The 23,882-nt window shown below is 37.2% G+C and carries 26 protein-coding genes and 3 tRNA genes; 21 read left to right on the forward strand and 8 right to left on the reverse strand.

Features of this window, described 5'->3' with window-relative positions:
* Positions 1–2: 2 nt before the first annotated feature.
* Genes eno through LW137_RS04565 form a run of 4 tightly spaced genes read left to right on the forward strand, consistent with a single transcriptional unit; the run spans position 3 to position 2,647 of the window.
* The gene (gene eno, locus LW137_RS04550) at positions 3–1,274 is read left to right on the forward strand and encodes a phosphopyruvate hydratase (RefSeq protein WP_233033620.1); all 1,272 of its coding nucleotides are present in this window, start codon (positions 3–5) and stop codon (positions 1,272–1,274) included.
* Positions 1,274–1,561: a hypothetical protein gene (locus LW137_RS04555; RefSeq protein ID WP_233033622.1), complete on the forward strand. Its 288-nt coding sequence runs from the start codon at positions 1,274–1,276 to the stop codon at positions 1,559–1,561. Before eno ends, LW137_RS04555 begins: the two co-directional genes overlap by 1 nt.
* On the forward strand, positions 1,558–2,154 hold the full coding sequence (locus tag LW137_RS04560; protein ID WP_233033624.1) for an AMIN domain-containing protein: 597 nt from the start codon (positions 1,558–1,560) through the stop codon (positions 2,152–2,154). The genes LW137_RS04555 and LW137_RS04560 overlap by 4 nt, the downstream gene beginning before the upstream one ends.
* A gap of 22 nt (positions 2,155–2,176) precedes the next feature.
* Positions 2,177–2,647, forward strand: coding sequence for a shikimate kinase (locus tag LW137_RS04565; protein WP_233033626.1), 471 nt, complete (start codon positions 2,177–2,179; stop codon positions 2,645–2,647).
* Here the strand turns inward: LW137_RS04565 and LW137_RS04570 are convergent.
* The 8 genes from LW137_RS04570 to LW137_RS04605 all read right to left on the reverse strand — a co-directional run bounded on the left by LW137_RS04570 (position 2,644) and on the right by LW137_RS04605 (position 8,942).
* Positions 2,644–3,321, reverse strand: coding sequence for a F0F1 ATP synthase subunit A (locus LW137_RS04570; RefSeq protein ID WP_233033628.1), 678 nt, complete (start codon positions 3,319–3,321; stop codon positions 2,644–2,646). The genes LW137_RS04565 and LW137_RS04570 overlap by 4 nt on opposite strands.
* A 52-nt stretch (positions 3,322–3,373) precedes the next feature.
* Positions 3,374–5,305: an Lnb N-terminal periplasmic domain-containing protein gene (locus tag LW137_RS04575; RefSeq protein ID WP_233033630.1), complete on the reverse strand. Its 1,932-nt coding sequence runs from the start codon at positions 5,303–5,305 to the stop codon at positions 3,374–3,376.
* Complete coding sequence (locus tag LW137_RS04580) at positions 5,274–5,753, reverse strand: DUF3015 family protein (protein ID WP_233033632.1); 480 nt, start codon at positions 5,751–5,753, stop codon at positions 5,274–5,276. The genes LW137_RS04575 and LW137_RS04580 overlap by 32 nt, the downstream gene beginning before the upstream one ends.
* Positions 5,754–5,820: 67 nt before the next feature.
* Positions 5,821–6,708 (reverse strand): carbon-nitrogen hydrolase, encoded by an 888-nt coding sequence (locus LW137_RS04585; protein ID WP_249206160.1) that lies wholly within the window; start codon positions 6,706–6,708, stop codon positions 5,821–5,823.
* A complete protein-coding gene (locus LW137_RS04590) occupies positions 6,708–6,857 on the reverse strand; it encodes a hypothetical protein (RefSeq protein ID WP_233033634.1) in 150 nt (49 codons plus the stop codon). Before LW137_RS04590 ends, LW137_RS04585 begins: the two co-directional genes overlap by 1 nt.
* 6 nt (positions 6,858–6,863) lie before the next feature.
* The gene (locus LW137_RS04595) at positions 6,864–7,529 is read right to left on the reverse strand and encodes a tRNA threonylcarbamoyladenosine dehydratase (protein WP_233033636.1); all 666 of its coding nucleotides are present in this window, start codon (positions 7,527–7,529) and stop codon (positions 6,864–6,866) included.
* Positions 7,526–8,299, reverse strand: a complete 774-nt coding sequence (surE, locus tag LW137_RS04600; protein ID WP_233033638.1) for a 5'/3'-nucleotidase SurE — start codon at positions 8,297–8,299, stop codon at positions 7,526–7,528. The genes LW137_RS04595 and surE overlap by 4 nt, the downstream gene beginning before the upstream one ends.
* A 558-nt stretch (positions 8,300–8,857) precedes the next feature.
* Positions 8,858–8,942, reverse strand: a tRNA-Leu gene (locus LW137_RS04605).
* A gap of 195 nt (positions 8,943–9,137) precedes the next feature.
* On the opposite strand from LW137_RS04605, the gene LW137_RS04610 reads away from it, so the two are divergent.
* The 17 genes from LW137_RS04610 to LW137_RS04690 all read left to right on the forward strand — a co-directional run bounded on the left by LW137_RS04610 (position 9,138) and on the right by LW137_RS04690 (position 23,879).
* Positions 9,138–10,169, forward strand: coding sequence for a ribonucleotide-diphosphate reductase subunit beta (locus LW137_RS04610; protein ID WP_233033640.1), 1,032 nt, complete (start codon positions 9,138–9,140; stop codon positions 10,167–10,169).
* Positions 10,135–10,893 (forward strand): carbon-nitrogen hydrolase family protein, encoded by a 759-nt coding sequence (locus LW137_RS04615; protein ID WP_233033641.1) that lies wholly within the window; start codon positions 10,135–10,137, stop codon positions 10,891–10,893. The genes LW137_RS04610 and LW137_RS04615 overlap by 35 nt, the downstream gene beginning before the upstream one ends.
* Positions 10,893–11,606 (forward strand): hypothetical protein, encoded by a 714-nt coding sequence (locus LW137_RS04620; RefSeq protein WP_233033642.1) that lies wholly within the window; start codon positions 10,893–10,895, stop codon positions 11,604–11,606. The genes LW137_RS04615 and LW137_RS04620 overlap by 1 nt, the downstream gene beginning before the upstream one ends.
* A gap of 10 nt (positions 11,607–11,616) precedes the next feature.
* Positions 11,617–12,621 carry an LptF/LptG family permease gene (locus LW137_RS04625; protein ID WP_249207959.1) on the forward strand — a complete coding sequence of 335 codons (1,005 nt, stop codon included), beginning with the start codon at positions 11,617–11,619 and terminating at the stop codon, positions 12,619–12,621.
* 232 nt (positions 12,622–12,853) lie between these two features.
* The gene (locus LW137_RS04630) at positions 12,854–13,303 is read left to right on the forward strand and encodes an RDD family protein (protein ID WP_233033644.1); all 450 of its coding nucleotides are present in this window, start codon (positions 12,854–12,856) and stop codon (positions 13,301–13,303) included.
* Positions 13,304–13,331: 28 nt separating this feature from the next.
* Positions 13,332–15,488, forward strand: a complete 2,157-nt coding sequence (locus LW137_RS04635; protein WP_233033645.1) for an LPS-assembly protein LptD — start codon at positions 13,332–13,334, stop codon at positions 15,486–15,488.
* Positions 15,489–15,496: 8 nt separating this feature from the next.
* Positions 15,497–16,144, forward strand: coding sequence for a phosphoribosyltransferase (locus LW137_RS04640; RefSeq protein ID WP_233033646.1), 648 nt, complete (start codon positions 15,497–15,499; stop codon positions 16,142–16,144).
* 67 nt (positions 16,145–16,211) lie between these two features.
* Positions 16,212–18,254 carry a polyribonucleotide nucleotidyltransferase gene (locus LW137_RS04645; RefSeq protein WP_233033698.1) on the forward strand — a complete coding sequence of 681 codons (2,043 nt, stop codon included), beginning with the start codon at positions 16,212–16,214 and terminating at the stop codon, positions 18,252–18,254.
* A 98-nt stretch (positions 18,255–18,352) separates the two neighbouring features.
* A complete protein-coding gene (locus LW137_RS04650) occupies positions 18,353–18,652 on the forward strand; it encodes a F0F1 ATP synthase subunit C (protein WP_233033647.1) in 300 nt (99 codons plus the stop codon).
* Positions 18,653–18,680: 28 nt separating this feature from the next.
* Positions 18,681–18,765: transfer RNA gene (locus tag LW137_RS04655), tRNA-Leu, on the forward strand.
* A 28-nt stretch (positions 18,766–18,793) separates the two neighbouring features.
* A tRNA-Leu gene (locus LW137_RS04660) sits at positions 18,794–18,880 on the forward strand.
* A 44-nt stretch (positions 18,881–18,924) separates the two neighbouring features.
* Positions 18,925–19,632 carry a 3-deoxy-manno-octulosonate cytidylyltransferase gene (gene kdsB / locus LW137_RS04665; RefSeq protein WP_233033649.1) on the forward strand — a complete coding sequence of 236 codons (708 nt, stop codon included), beginning with the start codon at positions 18,925–18,927 and terminating at the stop codon, positions 19,630–19,632.
* Between the two features lie 10 nt (positions 19,633–19,642).
* Positions 19,643–20,992 carry an MATE family efflux transporter gene (locus LW137_RS04670; RefSeq protein ID WP_233033651.1) on the forward strand — a complete coding sequence of 450 codons (1,350 nt, stop codon included), beginning with the start codon at positions 19,643–19,645 and terminating at the stop codon, positions 20,990–20,992.
* Complete coding sequence (locus LW137_RS04675) at positions 20,989–21,630, forward strand: HAD family hydrolase (RefSeq protein ID WP_233033652.1); 642 nt, start codon at positions 20,989–20,991, stop codon at positions 21,628–21,630. The genes LW137_RS04670 and LW137_RS04675 overlap by 4 nt, the downstream gene beginning before the upstream one ends.
* 63 nt (positions 21,631–21,693) lie before the next feature.
* Positions 21,694–22,254 (forward strand): pyruvate flavodoxin oxidoreductase subunit gamma, encoded by a 561-nt coding sequence (locus LW137_RS04680; RefSeq protein WP_233033655.1) that lies wholly within the window; start codon positions 21,694–21,696, stop codon positions 22,252–22,254.
* 10 nt (positions 22,255–22,264) lie between these two features.
* Complete coding sequence (locus LW137_RS04685; RefSeq protein WP_233033663.1) at positions 22,265–22,648, forward strand: 4Fe-4S dicluster-binding protein; 384 nt, start codon at positions 22,265–22,267, stop codon at positions 22,646–22,648.
* A 10-nt stretch (positions 22,649–22,658) separates the two neighbouring features.
* A complete protein-coding gene (locus LW137_RS04690; protein ID WP_233033665.1) occupies positions 22,659–23,879 on the forward strand; it encodes a 2-oxoacid:ferredoxin oxidoreductase subunit alpha in 1,221 nt (406 codons plus the stop codon).
* Positions 23,880–23,882 lie beyond the last annotated feature (3 nt).

A 23,882-nucleotide genomic window follows, 5' to 3' on the forward strand; every position in this document is an offset into this window, starting at 1 on the left:
TGATGTCGATTATTACACATATTGAAGCATTTGAAGTTTTGGATAGTCGAGGAAATCCAACAGTGAAAGTTGGAATTGAGCTAAGTGATGGGGTGCGTGAAAGTGCAATTGTTCCAAGTGGAGCAAGCACGGGGAAAAGAGAAGCATTGGAGCTCAGAGATGGGGGTGATAGATATTTGGGCAAGGGTGTGCAAAAAGCGTGTGGGAATGTCAATGGAGTGATTAGAGAGGCATTGATAGGCGCAGAGATAGGGAATCAAGAGAAAATTGATTCTTTAATGAGGGGGATTGATGGGACTTTTAATTATTCTGCTTTGGGGGCTAATGCTATATTGGGTGTAAGCATGGCTTATGCAAGAGCAAGCGCAAGATCATTGGGAGTGCCTCTTTATCGTTATTTGGGTGGAGCAAATGCTTGTGTTTTGCCTGTTCCAATGCTTAATATCATCAATGGTGGAAGTCACGCAGACAATACGGTAGATTTTCAAGAATATATGATTATGCCTTTAGGATTTGAAAGTTTTTCTGAGGGGTTAAGGGCCTCTGCAGAGGTGTATCAACATCTCAAAAAGATCTTATCTGAAAAGGGAGAGGTAACTGCTATTGGAGATGAGGGGGGATTTGCTCCTAACCTAAAAAACAATGAAGAGCCAATTGAGGTGATTTTGCAAGCAGTTGAGCGCGCAGGATATAGAGCTGGGGAACATATCGCGATTGCTTTAGATGTTGCAAGCAGTGAGTTGGTTGGAGAAGATGGTTTGTATGATTTAAAAGGGGAGGGAAGAAAACTGACTTCAAGCGAGTTGGTTGAGTATTATGAGAAGCTTGTGGCTAAATATCCTATCGTGTCAATCGAAGATGGTTTAAGTGAAGATGACTGGGGTGGGTGGAAGATTTTGACAGAGAAATTGGGTCAAAAAATACAACTTGTAGGCGATGATTTGTTTGTTACAAATGTGGATATTTTACGCGAGGGGATTGAAAAGAAGATTGCAAATGCAATCTTGGTCAAGCCCAATCAAATTGGAAGCATTTCGCAAAGTATGCAAACGATGAGACTAGCACAACGCAATCGGTATCGTTGTGTGATGAGTCATCGCAGTGGAGAAAGTGAAGATAGTTTTATTGCTGACTTTGCTGTGGCTTTGAATTGTGGAGAAATCAAAACTGGATCAACAGCAAGAAGTGAGAGGATGGCAAAATACAATCGTTTGATTGAAATTGAAAGGGAGCTTGCTGGGGGTGAATATTTGGGGTGGAAGATTTTCTCATAATGCACGAAAGGGAAGATCTAGATGGAATCTTTGAAGAACTAAAGGAAGAGAGAGCGCAAAGTTCCAAAAAAAGGATTGTTATTTTGGGGTTCTGTGGATTGGGGGTGATGATATATTTATTTTTTTTGTTATTTGGAAGCAATTCTTGGAGCGTTTTGTTGGAATTGAAAAAGGAGAAGATTTCTCTTGAGAATCAGGCCGAAAATTTGCAAAAAGAAAATGTTGTTTTGCAAAAAAGAATTTTTGAGCTTAAGGGTTTAGAGCCATTGAGTGAGGAGAAGAAATGAAAAAGATGATTTGTTTAATAGCCTTGATTTTGTTTGCAAGAGAAGATCCTTTTGAGTTGAAAATGACGCCCAAAACAAGTCCTCAGAGTGTTGAGGGGGCGATTACTAAACCTTTAGAAAAGGTTGAGGTAAATCTTCCCACAACAGCAAGGATTCTTAAAGAGGTCCAATTTGTATATCAAAAACTTGATGGTAGTATCGCTACAGAAACAATTAAGATAGATTCAGATATTGATTGGCACTACCCCATTAGCTTATCGCAAATTCAAAACATACAAGAAGCAGAGCTTAAAAAACCGGTGAGCTACAAGATAGAAAGTTTTGGTTTTACAATCATTGGCAAAACAATCCAAATCACATCTCCTTATAAACTTGAACAAATTTTTGTTTTGCCTAAACCCTTTAGAATCATTCTTGATTTGCAGAAAGGAGAGGAAATTATCAATCAAGATATCGCTCTTGATCGTCGATTTTTTCGTGTTATTTCTGTGGGGACGCATAAAAACTATTATCGCATTTCCCTTGAGCTTGATGGACAATATGCCTATGATTTGGGGCAGAATGAAAAGGGCTATACTCTTACCCTAAGGTAAGCTTTAGGACTTTTCAAATCATATGAAACACCATCTTGTATTGATTGGCTTTATGGGAAGTGGCAAAAGCACGCTTGCTCAAAGGCTAGCTTCACTATTTTCTTTGCCTATTTTTTCTACAGATTGTAGGATTGAGAATCTGATGCAAATGAAAATTGTGGATATTTTTCATCAATATGGAGAGGAGTTTTTTAGAGCCAAGGAAAAAGAAATCTTTTTTGAGATTGCAAACTTAAGTGTGCCTCATATTATTGATTGTGGAGGAGGTTTTGGTGCTTATCAGGATGTAGGGATCTTGGGAGAAGTGGTTTTTTTGGATCTTCCATTTGATGTGATTTCTCAGCGCGTGATTCAAGATACTGTTTGCAGACCTCTTTTTGATGATCGCGCCAAAGAACTTTATGACTTGAGAGCAAAAACATATTGCGCAAAAGCTAATGTGATTTTAAGAAGTGATTGGGAGATTGAGGAGTGGATCAAAAGAAGAGCTTAATGCTCTTCTTCAGAAATTGCTCCTGCGATATAGACATAAGTCAAAATCATAAACACAAAGGCTTGCAAGAATGCCATAAGCGTCAAAATTGCAAAAGCTGGAAGTGGTGCAAGCCAAGGAGCAAGCATAAGCATCACAAGCAAAAACATATCATCCCCTTTGATATTTCCAAACAAACGGAATGACAAAGAGATGATTCGCGAAAAGTGAGAAATGATCTCTACAGGCAACATCAATGGTGCCAAAAGAGGAACAGGGCCTGCAAAATGCGCGAAATATTTTACGATCCCTTTGGTTTTAATGCCCTCAAAGTGATAGTAGAAGAAAACAACAAGTGCCAAAACAAGAGTAAAGCTCCAGCTTGATGTAGGGGATTCAAATCCAGGGATGATCCCAATGGCGTTGGAGAAAAAAACAAAAAGAGCAATTGTTGCTGTGAGAGGGAGGTATTTGACTGCAATTTCTCTGCTCACAATATCGCTTGCTACATTGATTGTTCCTTCGATAAACCATTCAAAAATGTTTTGTAGTCCTTGGGGGATGATTTTAAGGTTGCTTGTAGCCATTTTTGCCAAAATTAAAATAATCACAGCTACAAGAACCGTATAAAAGCCGATAATAAAATCGTGATTTGGGTTGATTAACCCCGCAAAAGTAAATAATCTTCCGTCCATAAACAACCTTTCTAAGATGCAAGAATAAAGGGCTAATTATGCCCTAAATCTTTTATAAGTAGATTCGGATTTGTGCCTTGTGGAGCATTCTAGTTGGGAGTGATTTGTTGAAAAAGATCAAATGTGATGAGAAATTTAAGGCACAGTGAGAATTGATAGAGAGATTAATGGAGGCTTTGAGTGCATTAGAGATGATGAAATTTTCTGATGAAAAGTTTTGTGGATAGAGAGTGTTGTGATAAGTGATGAGAAATTTGAATCTTGAAGCCTCAAATACTCCTCCTAAGGTATTAGTCACAGCAATTTGTGGAATCTTGGAGATATAAAGTGAGGGCTCAAAAAGATAATAGGCAAAGAAATGTTCTCCTAAAGCCATACTTGCTCCCACTCCTCCATTGAGATAAAAGGTCAAGTGAGAATTGAGAAAATCTCGACTAGCTCCCATTTGGAATTGGTAAGAGATGGGATGAATGAGTGTGCTGATTGTTGGGAGGGATTGGAGTTTGAGGATGGTGATTTCTTGGAGATAGAGTTTTGGATTTTGTTCTAAAGAGATTCCAAAAAGGGCTTTGAGAAATTCAATGCTTGTTTCTTTTTGAATCCCTATTGAACTATCTTCGATCCCATGATAAGTGAAGCGCGTTTCAAATCCTAAAAAATGATTTTTTGTATTTGTAAAAAATGTAGGAGAGATCAAAAATTCTCGATGAGATTGCAAGGGGGAAGGAGGTGCGGAGATCGCGATCTCTTGAGATGTGCCAAGTTTAGATCTTGCATTGGCGATATTGTGAGCGATTTCTTGATATTGATTGAGGCTGAGTTGTTGTTTCATAAAATAAAACTCTACAAGTTCTGCTGAACACTCTAGGATGAGAATTTGGTTGGGGTGGGTGGCAATACCTTGTGGGGATAGATTCCCTTTAGCGATTTGTTTGACAAGATAAAGCTCAGCTAGAGAGAGCATTTTTTCATAGGCGCGAATCTTATTTTGTTTGCTTGGACGATAAATGGTTTTTGAAATAAGTTTGGCATCTTGGATGATGTGGAGAGTTTGTGGGGGATTGACAACGCTAGGAAAAGAATCGCGAAGGTTTATGCTAGGACGAGCAATCTCTAAAATCCACAAAAGATTAGAAGCGCAATTTTCATCTAGAAAAAAATAATCTGAGTTGATGTTGTTGAGCTCCCAAATGTGTTGATAAGCAATTAGGGTTTCTTGGGGGGTGAGATTGAGTTCAAATTCCCACATATCGCGATTTTCGCTATAGGCATATTCTTTGATTTTGTCATAGTATGGAAGGATCGAGTATCGTCCATTGTAGCCCCCACTTAATCCCTTAAGCGCAAAGATGAAGCCATTTGTATTTGCCTCATCAACTTGAGCAGAGTAATTGAGTGCATATGAGAGCAAGCGCGAGTTGTATTTGGAATTAAAAAGTAAGAAGTTGTGCCCAAACATTGATGCAGGAGAATTAATGTGCCCTGAGGCAAAGATGAGCGTGATGGATTTGGGTGAGATTTTGGAATAAAGTTTGTCAAAGGTCTGACATTGTGGCGTTGGAAGATTGGGTAAATGAAGTTGTGATCTGAGATAATTGAGACGCGATGGGAATCTGCAGATAGCGTGCATATCTTGAACACCCATTGAGATTCCGCTTTCTTGGGCATTAAATTCTTCCAAAAGTGACAAGGCTTTAGAATTAAGATCTTTGAGCTGGGTGGGAATAGGTGCATAAAAGGCTTGAAGTGTAGCTTTTAGCTCGCTCATTGGGTCTGTATTCCCCCAAGGAGAGAGGAAAAACCGCTCATCATCAATTTGACTTTTTCTTTTGTCAAAATGAAGAAGATTTCTCCATTCTCTGCTTTTTGCGATTTTGTTTAAATCAGCTTGTTGAAAGGTGGGAGGTTTCGAAAAAACAAAAAGGGGAAGAAAGATTCCCCCCAATATCAAACTAAAGGGTTTGAATTTGATTGAGCACCTCATTCATTTGAACCATTTTGGTTGCATAAACAAGATGATAATTGATTTGCAATTTTTGTTTGAATTCTTGGGCATTTTCAATCTCTAGGAGTTCAACAAGTGTATCAAGGGCTTCGCCTCTTCCCATAGAAGCTTCTTTGGAAAGCTGATCCATATTGGATGCAACAAATTCCTCTACACGATCATTTTGTGCCAATACTGCTTTTTCGCAACCTGAGGTTCCAGAGCTGATTGCAAAAGTTTGATTCCCAAAAAGACCATTTGTTGTGGCTTGAAAAGAGAGCAAAAAGGCATTATCTGTTGTAAAAAGCATACTTCCAAGGCCACAGCCCGTGTAAGTATTCCCCCCTTTAGCTTGTTCATTGATTTTGAGACCTGTTGTTTTTTCTTGTTGAGCTTCTGTTGCAAAGCAAAAAAGACCACTCAAAAGAATAGAGGCTAGTTTTTTCATATTTTTTCCTTATATCAATAAATTGTGAAGTTCATTATTTTATCAAACATGTTTGATATGCGCAGGATTAGTCACAGTATCTTTTAAGAATTTCTTGATAAGAATCAATGCGTCTATCGCGCAAAAAAGGCCAAATTCTTCGCACTTCTTCACTGCGACCAAGATCAATTTGGATTTGTATGATTTCTTCTTGATCAATGCTTCCCATTGCCAAAAGTTCTCCTTGAGCACCAAAGGCAAAACTAGATCCCCAAAACTGAATTCCTTGCAATACACCGCTTTTGTCTTCCTCAAATCCTACGCGATTGATTGCCAAAGTTGGAATTCCATTGGCGATTGCATGGCCTCTTTGTACTCCAATCCAAGCTTCTCTTTGGCGATTTTTTTCTGCTTCATCATCTTGAGGGAACCAACCAATGGCCGTAGGATAGATGAGCATCTCTGCTCCCTTAAGAGCCATAATCCTTGCTCCTTCTGGATACCATTGATCCCAACATACCATTACTCCAAGTTTTCCAACACTGGTTTGAATGGGCTCAAAACCTAAATCTCCAGGAGTGAAGTAAAACTTTTCATAAAAGCCAGGATCATCAGGAATGTGCATTTTGCGATATTTTCCTGCAAGACTCCCATCAGTCTCAAAAACAACCGCTGTGTTATGATATAGACCTGCACTGCGTCTTTCAAACAAAGAAGTCACCAGAACCACTTGTGCTTCTTTGGCAATAGAAGAAAAAAATCTTATATCCTCCTCAAAAGACAGCGCATAATCAAAAAAATCAACATTTTCACTTTGGCAAAAATACTCTTGTGCATGAAGCTCTTGAAGCAAAACGAGTTTTGAGCCAAGCTGTGCAGATTCTAAAATTTTGTTTTTTATATACTGAAGAGTTTCTTCTTTTGTGCCTTTAAAGCTGTGTTGAATGAGTGCTGTAGGAATGATTTTGGATTGCATTACTCATCCTCATATTCACTATCTGGATTTTGGTAGTCATCATCATCATACCCCTGATAATATCCGCCTTCCTCATCTTCCTCTTCATCGATATAGTCTTCTTGATAATCTAGAATATCTTCATCTTCATAGCAAAATAACTTTTCCATTTTAAATTACTCCTTGTGTGTGGTTTGAATATCGCGTAAGATCTCACTTGCAATTTGCAACCCAAAGCTCCCTGTTACAACATTGCAGCTCCCAAGAGCCTTACAATGAGGAGCTTCATCAGAAAATATTACTTTAAAATCTCCCTTAAAAGATTGCTTCTTGAGGTTTTCTCTAAATTTTCTTGCAAATTTATCCCCATAACTCTTCCAAATACTTGAAACTTTTATAAAAAGAGGATTGAGTTTTTTGGCACTCCCAGTAGAGCTAATATAAGTGCCAAAGCGCCTCTTGTGAGCTTTTTTTGCTAGTAGAATCTTGGCTTGTATGTCATCAATGGCATCAACGATATAATCAAAATCTTCAAAATTTATCGTTTGGAGGAAACTTTCATCAACTTGGGCATGGATAGGGGTGATTCCATCATAAAGCTTTGCAAGTGCTTCGACTTTGACCTGTCCTATGGCTTCAGAACCGATTTGTCGATTTTGGTTTGTAATATCAAATGAATCTTTATCCACGATAGTGAGATTTTGAATCCCGCTTCGATAGAGGGCATCAATTGCATATCCTCCCACTCCTCCAACGCCAAAAATCAACACCTTTGTCTTTTGCATTGTTTCAAAATGCGGACCAAAAATAATTCTTGAGCGGGTGTAGCGATCAGCAGTCATTGAATCCATCCTTGAAGATTCTCTAAGTCTGAAAAACTCGTCAAATCAAGAGTTAGAGGAGTGAGAGAGACATAGCCATTTTGCACTGCCTCAAAGTCAGACATTGCAACTGCATTGGTTCTATTTTTCCATTTGAGTGGGTGAAGTCCAAGCCAAAAATATTCTTGTCCTCTGGGATTTGTGCTCTTTTGGGCTGTATGCTCATAAAGGCGATACCCTGCCTGAGTGATTTTGTAGCCATTGCTCTCTTTGGCATATGGGATGTTGATGTTGAGCACTTTGCGATCAATGAGTGGGAAAGAAGTTTGAAAGATTTGTGTAACAATGTGGCGAATTGTTTTTTGAGCAAGAGAAAAGTCTTCATAATTTTTATCGGCATTTTTTAATACCTGAGAGATTGCGATAGAGGGGATTCCATAGATCGCTCCTTCCATTGCTCCTGCAACGGTTCCTGAATATGTGATATCTTCTCCCATATTAGATCCTAGATTAATACCTGATATAACAAGATCGGGTTTTTGGGTAGGAAAAAGTGAGTGAAGCGCCAAATAGATGCAATCAGCAGGAGTTCCATTGTCGATCTTGTAATAATCTTTTTGAATTTGGATTAATTTGAGAGGTTTATTAAGCGTAAGGCCATGACCACAAGCTGATTTCTCACATGCAGGAGCGACGATGACAATGCGTGCCAAATCTTTCAATGCCTCTTGAAGGGCTAATAAACCTTTTGAAAAAAACCCATCATCATTGGTTAAAAGGATTGTTTTCATATTGATTTCTCCTTGTTGATTTTTATAAATAAGCCATAGGGTTGCAAGAATAAACAATAGATTCTTTGGAAATTGTGTAAAAGATGAGGGATCAAGGATCGTTTATGGTCTTTAAACACAACGCTTATTTTTGGAGAGAGAAAATTTGACAAAAAGTTTTTGATAATCTCTCCTCTCATGGCTTGTAGAAAATTATAACTTTCTAAGATATTGCTTTGTATCTCTAAAGATGGTTTTGGTTTCTCTCCTATTTCTTTCTCTTGTGATATGTTTTGAATGATTTTGATAGTCTTCTTAAAAATGCATGCAAGGAATTTTGAGGAGGGGTGGGTAATATTTTGTATTATAAAAAGAAATGCAATCGACCAAAGACAGCTTGTAATTTGTTTTGAAAAATAATTTGTATATAAGCAATTGTTGTTTTTTGATTGCTTGAGCCATGATTGTATTGATATATTATTGTAGTTGCTAACAAGTTGCATTTTAATCTCTTGCATAATGTTCCTTGAAGTGTGTATGTAAATTATAAGAGAAGATTAGAATTGATTAAAAGAAAAGTGGTGCGGAAGAGAGGACTTGAACCTCCACGCCTTGCGGCGCCAGATCCTAAGTCTGGTGCGTCTGCCAATTTCGCCACTCCCGCTTATTCAATAGACAATTGAGTTGATGTTTATTGAAAGGTGAAATTGTATCAAAGAATTCGAGAAGGAAAAGTATAAATTTGATATAGTTAGAATTTTTAATCGCAATGATTCTTACTCAAAAATTAATTAGAGTTCTTGCTGTCACTATTTTAAATTACAAAGAAAATTTACAAAAACATTGAAAGGAGAGAACAATGGAAAAGGTTGAGCGTAAAAAAATTTACAATCCAAATTCAATAGAAAGCGTTAATGAAAGGAGAATTTTTGGAGGGGATCCAACAAGTATGTTTGATCTCAATAAAATTAAATATCAATGGGCTTATAATCTCTGGAAAGTCATGCTTGCTAACACTTGGTTCCCTGAAGAAGTTAATATGAATGCTGATAAGCGAGATTATAATGGTGGTCTTACGACACAAGAGAAGCTTGGATATGACCGAGCCTTGGCACAATTGATTTTTATGGATTCATTGCAAACTAATAATCTTATTGACAATGTCAATCCTTATATGACAAGTCCTGAGATTAATCTTATTTTGGTGCGTCAGGCTTATGAAGAGGCGTTGCATTCTCAGAGTTATGCGGTTATGGTGGAATCAATCTCTGCCAATACAGATGAAATCTATGATATGTGGCGTGTAGATATGCAACTTAGATCCAAAAATGATCATATTGCTGATGTGTATATGGAGCTTGCTAAGAATCCAACAGAGCAAAATTTGGTAAAGGCAATGTTTGCCAACCAAATCTTGGAGGGGATTTATTTTTATAGTGGTTTTAGTTATTTTTATACTTTGGCAAGATCGGGGAAGATGCTTGGTAGTGCACAGATGATTAGGTTTATTCAGCGTGATGAAGTGACGCATTTGCTTTTATTTCAAAACATGATCAATTCTGTCAAAAAAGAGCGTCCAGATCTTTTTACAAAAAGCCTAGAAGAAGAGGTAGTGGAGATGTTTAAAAAAGCTGTTGAAGTAGAGGTAGCTTGGGGAGAATATATCACTCAAGGACAGATTCTTGGCCTTACAAGTGAGATTATTCGTCAATATATTCAATACTTGGCTGATGATCGTCTTGCTCATGTTGGAATGCCAAAAATTTATGGCTCTCATAATCCTATTAAATGGGTGGATCAGTTTTCAAGTTTTAATGATCAAAAAACGAACTTTTTTGAGGCAAAAGTAACAAACTATGCCAAGGGAAGTATCAGTTTTGATGACTTCTAAAAATAAGAAAATCTATGTTTTGCAATTTAAGGTCAAAAATTGTTTTGAAACAAATTTAGAGCGTGTGCTGGATTTTTCTAGGCGGTGCATTAAGGATTCTATTGTTTGCACTCCAAATCTGAGTCTGACTGGTTTTGATTTTCATCGTCTTGAAGAGGCAAGCATTTTTTCTCAATATGCACTTGAGCGCTACAAAGAAAGCATCTTTGATCACACGCTAATCACTTCTGTCATTGAAAAAATTGAAGGAAAGTTTTATAACAATATCAAAGTGATTCAAAATGGTGAAATTCTCTATTCTCAATCCAAAACACGTGCCTTTCCACTCAATAACGAGGAAGAGTTTATTGCTCAGGGCAGACTTGAAGATATGGATTTTTTCTATATTGATGGCATAAGGTGCGCTGCAATTAATTGCTATGAATTGAGATTTTTAGATGTGTGGAAAAAGGTTCAAGGTGCTGAAATGGTTTTTGTTTTGGCTCAATGGGATAAGGCAAGAAAAAAGCATTTTGAGGTGCTTTCCCAATCCTTGGCTATTCTTAATCAGACTTTTGTGATTGCTAGCGATTGGGGCAATGAGGGATCATCTAAGGGAAGTGCTATTATTTCACCTTTTGGAAGAGTGTATCAAGATGGAAAAAGGGGAATTGTACATCAAGAAATCTGTCTTGATGAGATTAGAGAAATGCGAAATTATCTTAAGATTGGACTTGAGTCGTGATGGATGTTTTGTGGTCTGAGTTTGCCTTGTTGGAGGCGCAAGATTGGCTTTGGGTTTGCTTGTGGGTTTTGGTAGGAGGAGTGATTGCAAATGCAATGATCGCGTTTTATACTCTGCAAAAAAATCAAAAAAACAAATCAATGCTTCTTCAAATTTTTTGTTCAAAAAGTCTAATAGCTTGTTTATTGTTTTGTTTTGCAGATTTTGTTTTTGTTGTCGTGCTTTATGGAGTCACACCTTATGCCTGTTTAATAGCGGGAATCTTGTATTTGTTGTTTGTCATGTCTTATATTGATTCTATTATGCTTGCGGTTCCTGATTGGATAAATTTTTTATGCTTCTTTGGAGTTTTTGGAGGTTTGTATTATTTGGGAGATTTGAGGGCTGAACATTTGATTTCAGCTTTCTGTGTAGCTGGCGGGCTTTCTATTTTAAGAATCTTTGGAAATTTTGTGTTTCAAAAAGAAATTTTAGGAGAGGCAGATATTATTGTCTTTGCATCGATGGGAGCTATTGTTCTGATTGATTTAAGCCTTTATTTGATTATTCTGGCCTGTGTGATTGCTATGGGGTATATTTTGCTTATTAGTCTTTTTGCACTCAAGGGAAAAGAGATTGCTTTATCTGGGATTAAAGTCCCTTTTGTGGTGTTTCTGACACTTGCATTTGTGCTGATTTTGGTTTATGTAAAGTTTGGAGAAAATTTTGTATAAAAAATATTTTTTGTGGGCTTTTTCGCAAATCTTTTTCCCTTTTTTTGCTGTACTTTTTTTTGTGTCTTCTGTAATCTTGCTTATCACAATTGCTGGATCAAGCTATGCAATTAAGCTTACATTTTCTGATTTGGCTTATTTGTTTTTGTATTCCCTTCCCAATACAGTTTCCTTCATCATTCCTATTACATTTTTTGCCTCATGTGCATTGGCAATCTCGCGCCTTTCTTATGATTATGAAATGTTGGTTTTCTTTTCTTTGGGGGTTAAGCCTAGTGTTTTGATCAAAACTTTTTTACCTCTTACGGTGATTGTTTGTTTTTCCTCTCTAGTTTTCTCCTTGGGTGCTGTTCCTGTGTCAAAAAGAGCTTTTGATAATTTTATTGAACGCAAGAAGGTTGATGTTGATATTAATCTTAGAGCAGGGGAGTTTGGTCAAAAGATAGGAGATTGGCTTGTATATGTAGAAAGTGTAGAAAACCGTGCTTACAAGAATCTTGTTTTGTTCTCTATTAATCGCATGGCTTTTGAAAACTTTATTAGCGCTAAAGAAGGGAAGATTACAAATGATGGAGGAATTTTTGCTCTAACACTATATGATGGCAAATCCTATATTGCACAAAAAGATCAACAATTTCGGAGTGTTGTATTTCAAGAGGCCAAAATCAAAACACGTGTAGGAGAAGCTCCATTGAGTGGATATGATTTGGTTGAGTATTGGTCTGAGGGATTGAGCGGAGAGAGCCATAGCAAAAGAAGAAAGTTTGCTAAAGCTATTTTGATGGCCATTTTTCCGTTTTTGAGTTTATTTTTGGTTCCTCTGATTGGGGTGGCAAATCCTCGATATCATAAAAACTTTTCAGCCTTTTATATTATTTGTTCGGTGGTGTTGTTTTTTGTTCTTGTACAGATTTTTGCAGATTTGGCACCCTTTGTTACTTTGGTTGCCTTGCCAGTGATTTGGTTAGTTGGAAGTTATGGTTTGTATTTTTGGAAAATTAAATCGATTTATTGAGATTTATTTTATAATTACACCTGCTCAAGTGATATGTGTTTCCCAGTATATGCTAGTCTGTTAAAAAGAATAAGTTTTGGGTTGAGTAGTAGGTTTTGTGTGCGATTTTTCCGCTTGCAGTCTTTAGACGAGGATTTATTGCCTAATAAATTTCTCTTGGCCCTATAAGTAGTGCTATTAGGCTACGCATCGATGGGTAGCAGCACTTGGGCTATGTCAAAATGGAAAAAATATGAATTTAGAAGAAACGTTATATCGTGAAGATATTGAATTGGCCCCACTTTCTGCCCGCTTTTTTGCTTTTTTGATTGATAAAAATATCATTGCTTTTCTTCTTATTGTGATCTATTGGGATGCTTTTTCTCAGTGCCAAGGAAATTATTCTGCTATTGTTGCCTTGATTTTGAAAATGATTTGGCAATTAATTATTTTAAATGTGATCTATGAGACTATTTTTTTGTTTTTATATGGCGGGACACTTGGGAAGATGCTTTTAAAAATACGTGTTGTGAATGTTTCTGTTTTGGATTCTCCAAATTTTTTATGTTCTTTGAATAGAGCAGTAGTTAAGACTATAAGTGAGCATCTTGGTTATATTCCTTATGTATTCGTTTTTTTCTCACCTTTTTTGCAAGCATTTCATGATTATACGGCTCAGACTATTGTGATTAAAAATGCTTAAAAGATTTGCTTTATTGCTTTGCTGTTTGGTGCCTCTTTTTTCAAAAAGCTCTATCCTCAAACAAAATCAATCTCAGATTGGAGAAATGACGGCAGATAAACTTGAAAGGGTTGGGGATGAAATTTTTGCAAAAGGCAATGTTGTTCTAATCAATGGCGATTATTATATTTCTGCCCCAGATCTCAAATACAATCAAAAGAGTAAAACAGCCTTTATTGAAGGGGAGGCAAGGATCTATCAGGGAAGTAATCTTTTGCTCTCTGCAAAAAAAATTAAGCTAGATTTTAATCAAGATCAATTTACTCTCTCTTCTGTTTATCTCCAAAATAATCAGACAGGATTGTGGATTAGTGCCACAGAGGCAAATTCTAAGGAAGGAGTTTATTATTTTAGGGAGGGGACAATTTCTGGATGTGATATTGGATCTCCTATTTGGCATTTAGATGTAAGTTCTGGGAGTTTTGATCAAAACAATAATGTTTTAACATTGTGGAATGCTAGGGCTTATTTAGGGAAGATACCATTTTTATATATCCCTTATTTGAGTTTTAGTACAAAAAATGAAAGAAAAAGTGGTTTGCTATATCCTAATGTCGCATATCTTGACCAAGAGGGATTTTATTATGAACAGCCTATTTACATCGCTCCTCAAGAATTTTGGGATATGACACTAAGTCCCCAGATTCGATCAGCAAGAGGAGCTGGTTTTTCTGGAGAATTTCGTTTGGCAACTCCCAAGAACGATCTTTTTACATTTCAAACAAAGTATCTTTATAACTTTAATAATTACGCCAAAAAACATGCAGTCAAGAATCAGCATGTTTATGGATTTAATTTTAAATACTTTACTAGTCAGGGGTTAGTGATTGATAACCCTAGTTCTGCATTACAAGATGGTTTTTTCCTTGATTTTTCTTATATGAATGATATTGATTATTTGAGAATTGACAATGTTGGAGAAAAAGTCACAAATCGGATTAATGTTTCTAAATTGAGCTATTTTTTCCAGTCTCAAGACCATTATGTGGGACTTTATAATAAGTATTTTTTTGATTTTACGAGCCTAGATAATCAAGAGACTTTTCAGCTTCTGCCAGAGGTGCAATATCACAAATTCTTAGATTCGCTTTATTGGAAGAATCTGATGTATTCTATTGATGTGCAAACAAGCAATGTTGCGCGTCAAAGGGGATATAGCTATGTCAAAAATTCCATTATCCTCCCTATTGGTTTGGAATTCCCTCTTTTTGGAGATTATGTCTCTTTTGGTGTTGGGACAGACTTGAATTTTACAAATGTAAATTTTTATCAAAATCAAGATATGCGCGTTCCAGGAGGAATCAAGGCTGATAAAACCGCCAACTTTTTCACAGCTAATTATTCAGCAAGTGTGACTTCTGATATTGCAAGGGATTATAAAAATTTCTTGCATGTTATGCAATTTGAAGCTAAAGTGAATGGTCCCTACTATCGTTACAACTCAGCAATGTTTGATACATCAATTTATAAAGCATATGCGCAAGAATTGAGCGGGAACAAGCAAATTTATAATCTTTGGAATCCTATTTCTGTGGTCGACTTTGAGGCCAATAAGCCCGTGTTTGAGGCTAGAATTTCTCAATATTTTTATACGCCTCAGGGGAGAGCGATCTTTTATTACAATGTGTCTCAAAAACTTAATTTAGAATCAAGAGATCTGCTTTTTTCTTCAAGCATGCAAAATGAGATTGGATCTTCGCCAATTGAGGGCTTAGACATAAAAGGCACCTTGTATTATTCTTTTTTGCACGATGCAATTGAAGAGGCTTCAGTGAAGGCTACATTTTCGCGATGGCGAGTGGATAGCTCAATTGGCTATTATTATAAGAATGTTTTTGTTTCTAACAACATCAATACGGATGCAAATTTTTTGAACTTTTCGTTGAAAAATGATTTTGGTTATTTTGCATTGGGTGGGGATATGAATTTTGATTTTATCAATAAAAGCGTTAAGGACTGGACACTAACATTATCGACTGATATTCGGTGTTTTGGGGTTTCTTTTGTTTTTGGACAAGAGTTTACACCAATCATCACAGATCGTGTTAACCAGCCTATTGAAACTGTGACAAATAATTATATTAAGGTGCAGTTTAGGGTTGTTCCACTCGGTGAAGTTGGCGCCTCTTATCGCTTTAAAAAATAGGAAAAGAAATGGAAGATTTGAGAGGATACTTTAAAAATGTTGATGATGCATTAGAGCAACTAGTAGCAAAAATCAATTTAATTGATTTAAGCAATACGCTTGTTATGGGGATTTTTAGGGAAGAAGCAGTCCTTGCAAAAAAGGTGGCTCAATATTTTGGAATCCCAGTGGAGTATCTTTTGGTGGCTGCACTTAGGGCCCCTGAAAACAAAGAATGCTCCATTGCTTTTGTGAGTGAAATGATGGATGTTGTGGTTGATGATGGATTGATTTCCTCATTTGGAATCTCTAATGATGAAGTGTTTGATCTGGCAAAGAAAAATTATCAAAGCGTTATCCGCTCTTGGCAAAAAAAGATTCGAGGCGAAGAAGAGATGAAGGACATGTCTAATAAACATGTTTTGATTGTTGATGAGGGGATTGAAATTGGATTTGGAGTAGAACTTGCAATTAGGGCATGTATTAAGAGTGGATGTAGAAGCATTTCTGTCGCTTCTCCTGTTTTATCTGAGGGCATATATTCGTTTTTGCTTGAAAGGTGCGATCAGATTTATTATGTGCTCAATCCCCAATATTTTGTTTCAACTCATTATTATTATCGAGATTTATTGAGTGCGGATGTTGATTTATTGTCTTTTAAGGCATCGTTTTTGTAGGATAAAATTTAATATTTTAATTTAATGGAGTTGTGGTTTGAGTGAGATTGTGATTTGTTCGGAACATATGAATGAAAGTTTTGATTTTACAAAGGTTGCTCAGCAGTCTTGTGGAGCAGTGTGGTATCGTCATGGCAAGACGATTTTGTTGGCAAGCGTTGCTGTTGATGAGGATAAAACAATTAGCGAAGATTTTTTGCCTCTTACAGTCCAATACATTGAAAAGACCTATGCTAATGCCAAATTTCCTTCAGGATTTATTAAGCGTGAAAGCAAGCCTAGTGATTTTGAAACTCTTACATCTCGCATTATCGATCGCACATTGCGTCCATTGTTTCCAAAGGGGTATGCTTATCCTACTCAAATCAGTGTAATTGTTTTGAGTTATGATGGGGTAAGTGATCTCCAAGTGTGTGCTCTCCAAGCTGCCTCAAGTGCTTTATATGTTTCTGGACTCCCATTTAATTACCCTGTCAATGCGGTTAGAATCGGTAAAAAACAAGGAGCTTTCATAATAAATCCTAGTATGCAAGATCTTCAAGAAAGTAGTTTGGATTTATATATCTCAGGTTGCAATGAAGATATTTTGATGATTGAGATGCGAAGTATGCAAGGAGAAACACCAAATGAATTGAGTGAAGAGGAGCTTTATCGGGCGATTGAGGTTGCAAAAACGGCGATCGCTCAAAAATCACAGCAGATGATGCAAGCTTTTCAAAATAGTATTCATTCTCCAATGGCGCTTGATATATCTGTTGAAAATTTAAATGCAGAAATTGTGGATTTTGTTTGGGAAAATTATTATGAAGCTCTAGATTCTGCTTTGAAGCAAATGGCAAAGAGCGAGAGGGCTAGTCAGCTCCACAAGCTTGCTTTAGAGATACAAAGAAGTGTTGCTTGGAGTTTTGAAGAGATTGTTTCTGCTCTTGAGTTTTGTAAAAAAAGAAGATTGCGCGAAATGATTCTCAAAGAACAAAAGCGTGCTGATGGTCGAAGATTGGATGAGGTTAGAGAGATTGCGATTGAGACAAATCTTTTGCCTTGTGCGCACGGGTCTTGTCTTTTTAAGAGGGGGCAAACACAGGCTTTGGTTGTATCTACTCTTGGTAGCGATAATGATGCCCAAAGCTATGAGCTTTTGGGAGATAAAACATCATCCAAAGAGCGCTTTATGGTGCATTATAATTTTCCTAGTTTTAGTGTGGGTGAGGCGAGTATGATTGGTGCTCCAGGAAGAAGAGAGCTTGGACATGGAAATTTGGCAAAAAGAGCCCTAGAATCAAGCATCAAGGATCGACGAGTGATTAGGCTTGTGTCTGAAATCTTAGAATCAAATGGTTCTAGTTCGATGGCTACAGTTTGTGGAGGTTCTTTGGCTCTTCTTGCAAGTGGAGTGGAGACTTATGATATGGTTGCTGGTGTGGCAATGGGGCTGGTAAAGGAGGGTGATGATTTTGCGATTTTGACTGATATTATGGGATTGGAAGATCATTGTGGGGATATGGACTTTAAGATTGCTGGTACGCGACATGGCATTACTGCACTACAGATGGATATTAAGCTTGGAGGGATTGATCTAGGGATTTTAAAGCAAGCTCTCAATCAAGCAAAGAGAGCAAGGTTGCATATTTTAGATATTATGCAGGAAGCTCGAAACAAAATTCAGATCAATGAAGAGATTGTTCCTTTGATTATTTCTTTTGACGTGCCAGCGGATCGTATGGTAGAGATTATTGGACAAGGTGGAAAAATTATTAAAGAGATTATTGAGCGCCTTGGGGTAAATATTGATTTGGATCGAACAATCGGTGAGGTGAGGATAAGTGGATTGGGGAGAGAGCGTTTGGAATCTGCCAAAGAATACATTTTAGAGCTTTTGAAAAAGAATCAATCAAAAAACTTTTCTTGCTATAGCGTTGGGATGGAATTTGAAGGGTGTGTTAAAAAAATTGTAGATTTTGGGGCATTTGTTGAGATGCCTAATGGCGGTGATGGTTTGTTGCATATTAGCAAGATGCGTGCAAAAAAAGCAGAGCTTTGTGTTGGGGATATTGTTTCTTGTAGAATTTTGGCAATTGGGCAGAACAAAATTGAGCTTGATTTGATCTGATTTCTTGTAAAAAAGTTGTTTTTTTGTTAAAATCGCGCTTTTAATTTGTGCTAGTAGGGGTCTGATCCGAAAGCCAAAAATAGAAAAGGAAAATTGAAATGAAAAAAGTATTCTTTTTGATGTTTGTTTGTTTGGGAGTTGCTTTTGCTAGCGATGAGGCAATGATTAAGGCTTATTCTGTGTTGGGAGCTATTGTTGGATTGGGGATTGCTGCTTTTGGTGGAGCTTTGGGGATGGGATATACAGCTTCAGCTACAATTTCAGGAATTGCTAGAAATCCAAGTGTAGGTGGAAAGCTAACAGGAACAATGTTTCTTGCTTTGGCATTGATTGAAGCTCAAGTTATCTATACTCTTGTATTGGCAATCATTGCATTCTATGCAAATCCATTTATTTAATTAGATAAAAAAAAAGGGGGGGGGTCTTGCGCTGGTGGTGGAACTGGTAGACACGCTATCTTGAGGGGGTAGTGAGGAAACTCGTGCGAGTTCGAGTCTCGCTCAGCGCACCATACTTTATTTTAGTTATAGATTTAAAATGCCGGAGTGGTGAAACTGGTAGACGCGCTAGACTCAAAATCTGGTAGGGGCAACCCTGTGTCGGTTCGAGTCCGACCTTCGGCACCATCTTTCTCTTGTTATACTTCTTTGGTTGTTTTAGGGAGTATCCAATGATTATTATTCCTGCAAGATTACATTCCACGCGTTTTCCTCAAAAAATGTTGACTGATATTTTGGGATATCCAATGATAGTACGCACTGCAATGATGGCAAAAGAGGTTGATGATGTATGTGTTGCAACCGATTCTGTTGAAATTAAAGAAGTATGTGAGCATTATGGGATTTTATCTGTTTTGACAGATTCCAATCATCTAAGCGGGACAGATCGTTGTGCTGAAGCCGCAAGAAAGCTTGGTGTCTCTCAAGATGAGATAATTCTCAATGTTCAAGGAGACGAGCCTTTTTTAGAATCAAAAATCTTGCAAAATTTGAAAGAAATGATGAAAACTTCTTGCGCGTTTATGGGGACCTGTATCAAGGAAATTGCCTATGATCAAATTCAAGATCCAAATTTAGTTAAAGTTGTTTTGGATTCTAAGCAACAGGCAATGTATTTTTCAAGAGCACCCATTCCTTTTGATCGAGAAAAAAATACAAATGCTTTGCACTACGGACATTTGGGAATCTATGCTTTTAAAAATAAACATCTTCAGGAATTTTGCACTCTGCCCAAATCTCCCCTTGAGGAAGTTGAAAAGTTGGAGCAATTAAGGGCACTTTGGAATCAAAAAATAATCCAAACTCTGCTTGTAAAAACTCAAAGCATAGGGATTGATACACTAGAAGACAAACAGCGCGCAATAGAGATCTTTGGTTAGAAAATTTGCGATGAAAAGTGTTGATTTAAAGCGCGATTCAATTGTGCGATTATTCTTTTATTATTTCTTGCCCGCATTGTTTTCTATGCTTTCAATGAGTACTCATGCAATCGTAGATGGCTTCTTTGTTGCTCATGCATTAGGTGAAAATACTGTAGCTGCTCTTGGCATTACATGGCCTGTTTTTCCCATGCTGGTTGCTTGCGAGCTTCTTTTTGCAATTGGCGGTTCATCATTGATTTCTTATTATCTTGGAAAGGGAGACATACAAGGAGCGAAAAAAATATTTAGCTCCATTATTTATTTTGTCTTGATTTTGGGGCTATGCATAAGTGTTGTGCTTTTTTTGTGGACGCGTGAGATTGCATTGTTCTTGGGCGCAAGCATTCAGATTGAAAAAATGGTTGTGGATTATTTAGAAATTATTTTTCTTGGTGCTTTTATTATGTTCTTGCATCCTGTTTTGGATATGTTTGTTGTCAATGATAAAAGACCTGTGCTAGCGATGAGTTCTATGATTATCGCTGCTTTGGGTAATGTAATTTTTAATTATATTTTTCTTTTTGTGATGGATTTAGGGATAAGAGCAAGTGCCCTTGCTACAATCTTGGGTAACACTCTTGCTATTGTGATTCTGCTATCTCATTTTGTGCAGAAAAAGGGAGATTTATCTTTTGTGCGAAATTTTAGTCTCAAAGATGTTTTGATTTCAGCCAAAAATGGAATCCCCGCTTCAGTTTCAGAAATGAGTGCAGGGATTGTTATGTTGCTTTATAATGTGACACTTATGCAAGCCATCGGGGAGAGAGGGGTGATTATTTATACAGTGACAATGTATGGGGGAATTATATTTTTTACAATTTTACTTTCTATTGCTCAGGGGATACAGCCAATTTCAAGTTTTAATTATGGGGCCAATCAGCTTGCGCGAGTAAAAGAAGTTTATCGTTTTGGGCTTTTCTTTACTCTTGCTGTTAGCTTTGTTGTTTATGGATTGTTCTATATGTTTGGAGAAGAGTTTGCGCGTGCATTTTTAGATTCAAAGCGAGCTGGCTTGAGGGATGTGGAGCTAATATCTGATATTGCTTTTGTGATGAAGATTTGGTTTGTCGCCTACCTTGCATTGGGGATTAATATGGTAAGTTCTATTTTTTTGCAATCCATTCAACGTCCATGGGGCGCATTATTAATTACTCTTTGTTATACCATTATATTAACGCCTATTTTTCTCCCTCTTCTAAAACAATATTTTGGAGAAATTGGGATTTGGAGTGCTTATCCTCTTGCTTCTGTGATAACAATCTTTGTTGCAAGTATTGTTTTGAGGTATGAATTTAAAAAAGGAGTCTTTGCAAAATGAAAGAAAAGATATTGTTGTTTGATTTGGATGGAACATTGATTGATTCAACGGATGCGATTTTGGAAAGTTTTTTGAAAACGACCAAGTTTTATGGGATTGACTTAGATGAGCGCAGAGATGAGGTTTGTGCCTTGATTGGAATGACTCTTTCAGATATGTTTTTGAAAATGGGTGTAATAAATGAGAAAATCGATGAATGCATTAAGATTTATCGAGGTTATTATCGCGAAGTTTTTTTAGAAAAGACTCATTTGTTACCAAAGGTAAAGGAGGCTTTAGAAGCACTGCCAAATACCTATAAAATGGCCGTTGTAACATCCAAATCACATTTCTTTTCAGAAAAGATTTTAGAAAATCTTAAAATATTAAAGTATTTTTTTACCATTGTTGGGATTGAAGATACAGAGGAGCCAAAACCCAGTGCACAGCCTATTTTGAAGGCTTTGGAGGGGATTGATTATGGTCAATCTAAAGTTTTTATGATCGGAGATACATTGTTTGATATGCAGGCTGCCCAGAATGCTGGTGTGATTGGGATAGGAGTAAGGGGGAAGTATCAAAAAGATTTGGAGAAATATACTCCATTTGTTTTTGAGGATATCGCAGCGGCCTTAGATTACATTAAAGAGCAGGAATAGGGTTTGTGTTGTAGAATTAACGTTGAATATTTTTAGAGAAAAATTCAGTTTTAGGAGGTATGGATGCTAGAAATAAGATGGCATAGTCGAGCTGGTCAAGGTGCAGTGACTGGAGCAAAGGGGTTGGCAGATGTTGTTGCTGGAACAGGGAAGCAAGTGCAAGCATTTGCATTCTATGGTTCAGCAAAAAGAGGAGCAGCAATGACTGCTTACAATCGTGTTGATGAGAGTCCAATTCTCAATCATGAGAAATTTATGCGCCCAGATTATGTGCTTGTGATTGATCCTGGTTTGACTTTTATTGCAGATATTTGTGCAAATGAAAAAAAAGAAACTAAATATATTATTACAACTCATTTGAGCAAAGAAGAGCTTGTAGCCAAAAAACCTGAATTGAAAGGCAAAGAGCTCTATACTTTGGATTGTATTAAAATTTCATTGGAGACTATTGGGAAACCAATTCCAAATGCACCTATGCTTGGGGCTTTGATGAAAGTATCTGGAATGCTTGAGTTGAATTATTTTTTGGAGGCTTTCATTAAATTGCTTGGAAAAAAGCTTCCTCAAAAAATTATTGATGCCAATCGTGAGGCGATTACTAGGGCATACAATGAAGTGAAATAAGGAGAAGAAAATGAAAGGTTGGAATGAATTTGAAATCGGTTCAGTGCTTTTTCCTCTCAATGAAGATGGAATGAAGGCTCAAGAAAAAATGCCTCAAGAAAGAAGCTATACAGAAAACAGCTCAAGAAGTGCAAGCGTTGCACATTGGAGGGTTCAAAAGCCTGTTCATAATGTTGAACATTGTATTAATTGTTTTTTTTGTTGGGTTTATTGTCCTGATGCATCTATTTTGGCCAAAGATGAAAAAATGAGCGGAGTAGATTATGTTCACTGCAAAGGGTGTGGAGTGTGCGTTTCTGTGTGCCCAACAAATCCAAAATCTTTGTTGATGTTTGATGAAGTTGAAGAAGAAAAAGATGCGCTTAAAAAATGGCCACAGAAAGAGACTAAATAAGGAGGATTGAATGGCTTCAAAGTATGAATTATCAAAAATAGAAGTTTGGGATGGGAATATGGCAGCAAGTCATGCCTTGCGTCAAGCTCAGATTGATGTTGTTGCTGCATATCCTATCACTCCTTCAACTCCAATTGTTCAAAATTACGGAAAGTTTTTGAGTGATGGATATATTGATGGAGAGTTTGTTATGGTGGAATCGGAACATGCCGCTATGAGTGCATGTGTCGGAGCTGCGGCTGCTGGTGGAAGGGTTGCTACAGCAACAAGTTCACAAGGGTTTGCGCTTATGATTGAGGTCATGTATCAAGCTTCGGGTATGAGAGTGCCAATTGTTCTTAATCTTGTTAATCGTGCTCTTGCTGCTCCTTTAAATGTAAATGGAGATCATTCTGATATGTATTTGAGTCGCGATTGTGGGTGGATTAATTTATGTACTTATAACCCTCAAGAAGCGTATGACTTCAATCTAATGGCATTTAGAATCTCTGAAGATATGAGAGTAAGGATCCCCACAATTGTCAATCAAGATGGTTTTATTTGTTCTCACACAGCACAAAATGTTCAGCCCTTGAGCGATGATGAGGCATATGCTTTTGTTGGTGAATATAAAACAAAAAATGCTCTTTTGGATTTTTCAAAGCCAGCTACTTATGGAGCACAGACAGAAGAAGATTGGCATTTTGAACATAAGGCTCAATTGCATCATGATTTAATGAATTCAGTTGGTGTGATTGAAGAAGTTTTTGAAGAATTTGCAAAACTCACAGGTCGAAAATACTCTCTTGTAGAAAGCTATGATATGAGTGATGCAGAAGTTGCAATTGTTGCTCTTGGAACAACCGTAGAATCGGCACGAGTGGCGGCAAAAAGCGCAAGAGAAAAAGGAATTAGAGCAGGTGTTGTATCCATTCGATCTTTAAGACCATTCCCTTATAAGCAAGTTGCAGAAGCTCTACAGAATTGCAAAGCTGTAGCGATGTTGGATCGCTCTCTTCCAGCTGGGGCAATGGGAATGTTGTTCAATGAAGTGGGTGTTGCGTTATTGCAAAATGCACAAAACAAGGCAATTCTTTCAAATTATATTTATGGTCTTGGTGGAAGAGATATGACGCAAGAAGCGTTGTTGAATATTTATCACGAGCTTAATGAAAATGCAAAAGCGGGCAAGCTTACACATGAGACACAGCAGTTTGTCGGGCTTCGTGGCAAAAAAATGGCATTTAATTAAGGA

Source organism: Helicobacter kayseriensis, from assembly GCF_021300655.1.
GTDB classification, from domain to species: Bacteria; Campylobacterota; Campylobacteria; order Campylobacterales; family Helicobacteraceae; genus Helicobacter_G; species Helicobacter_G kayseriensis.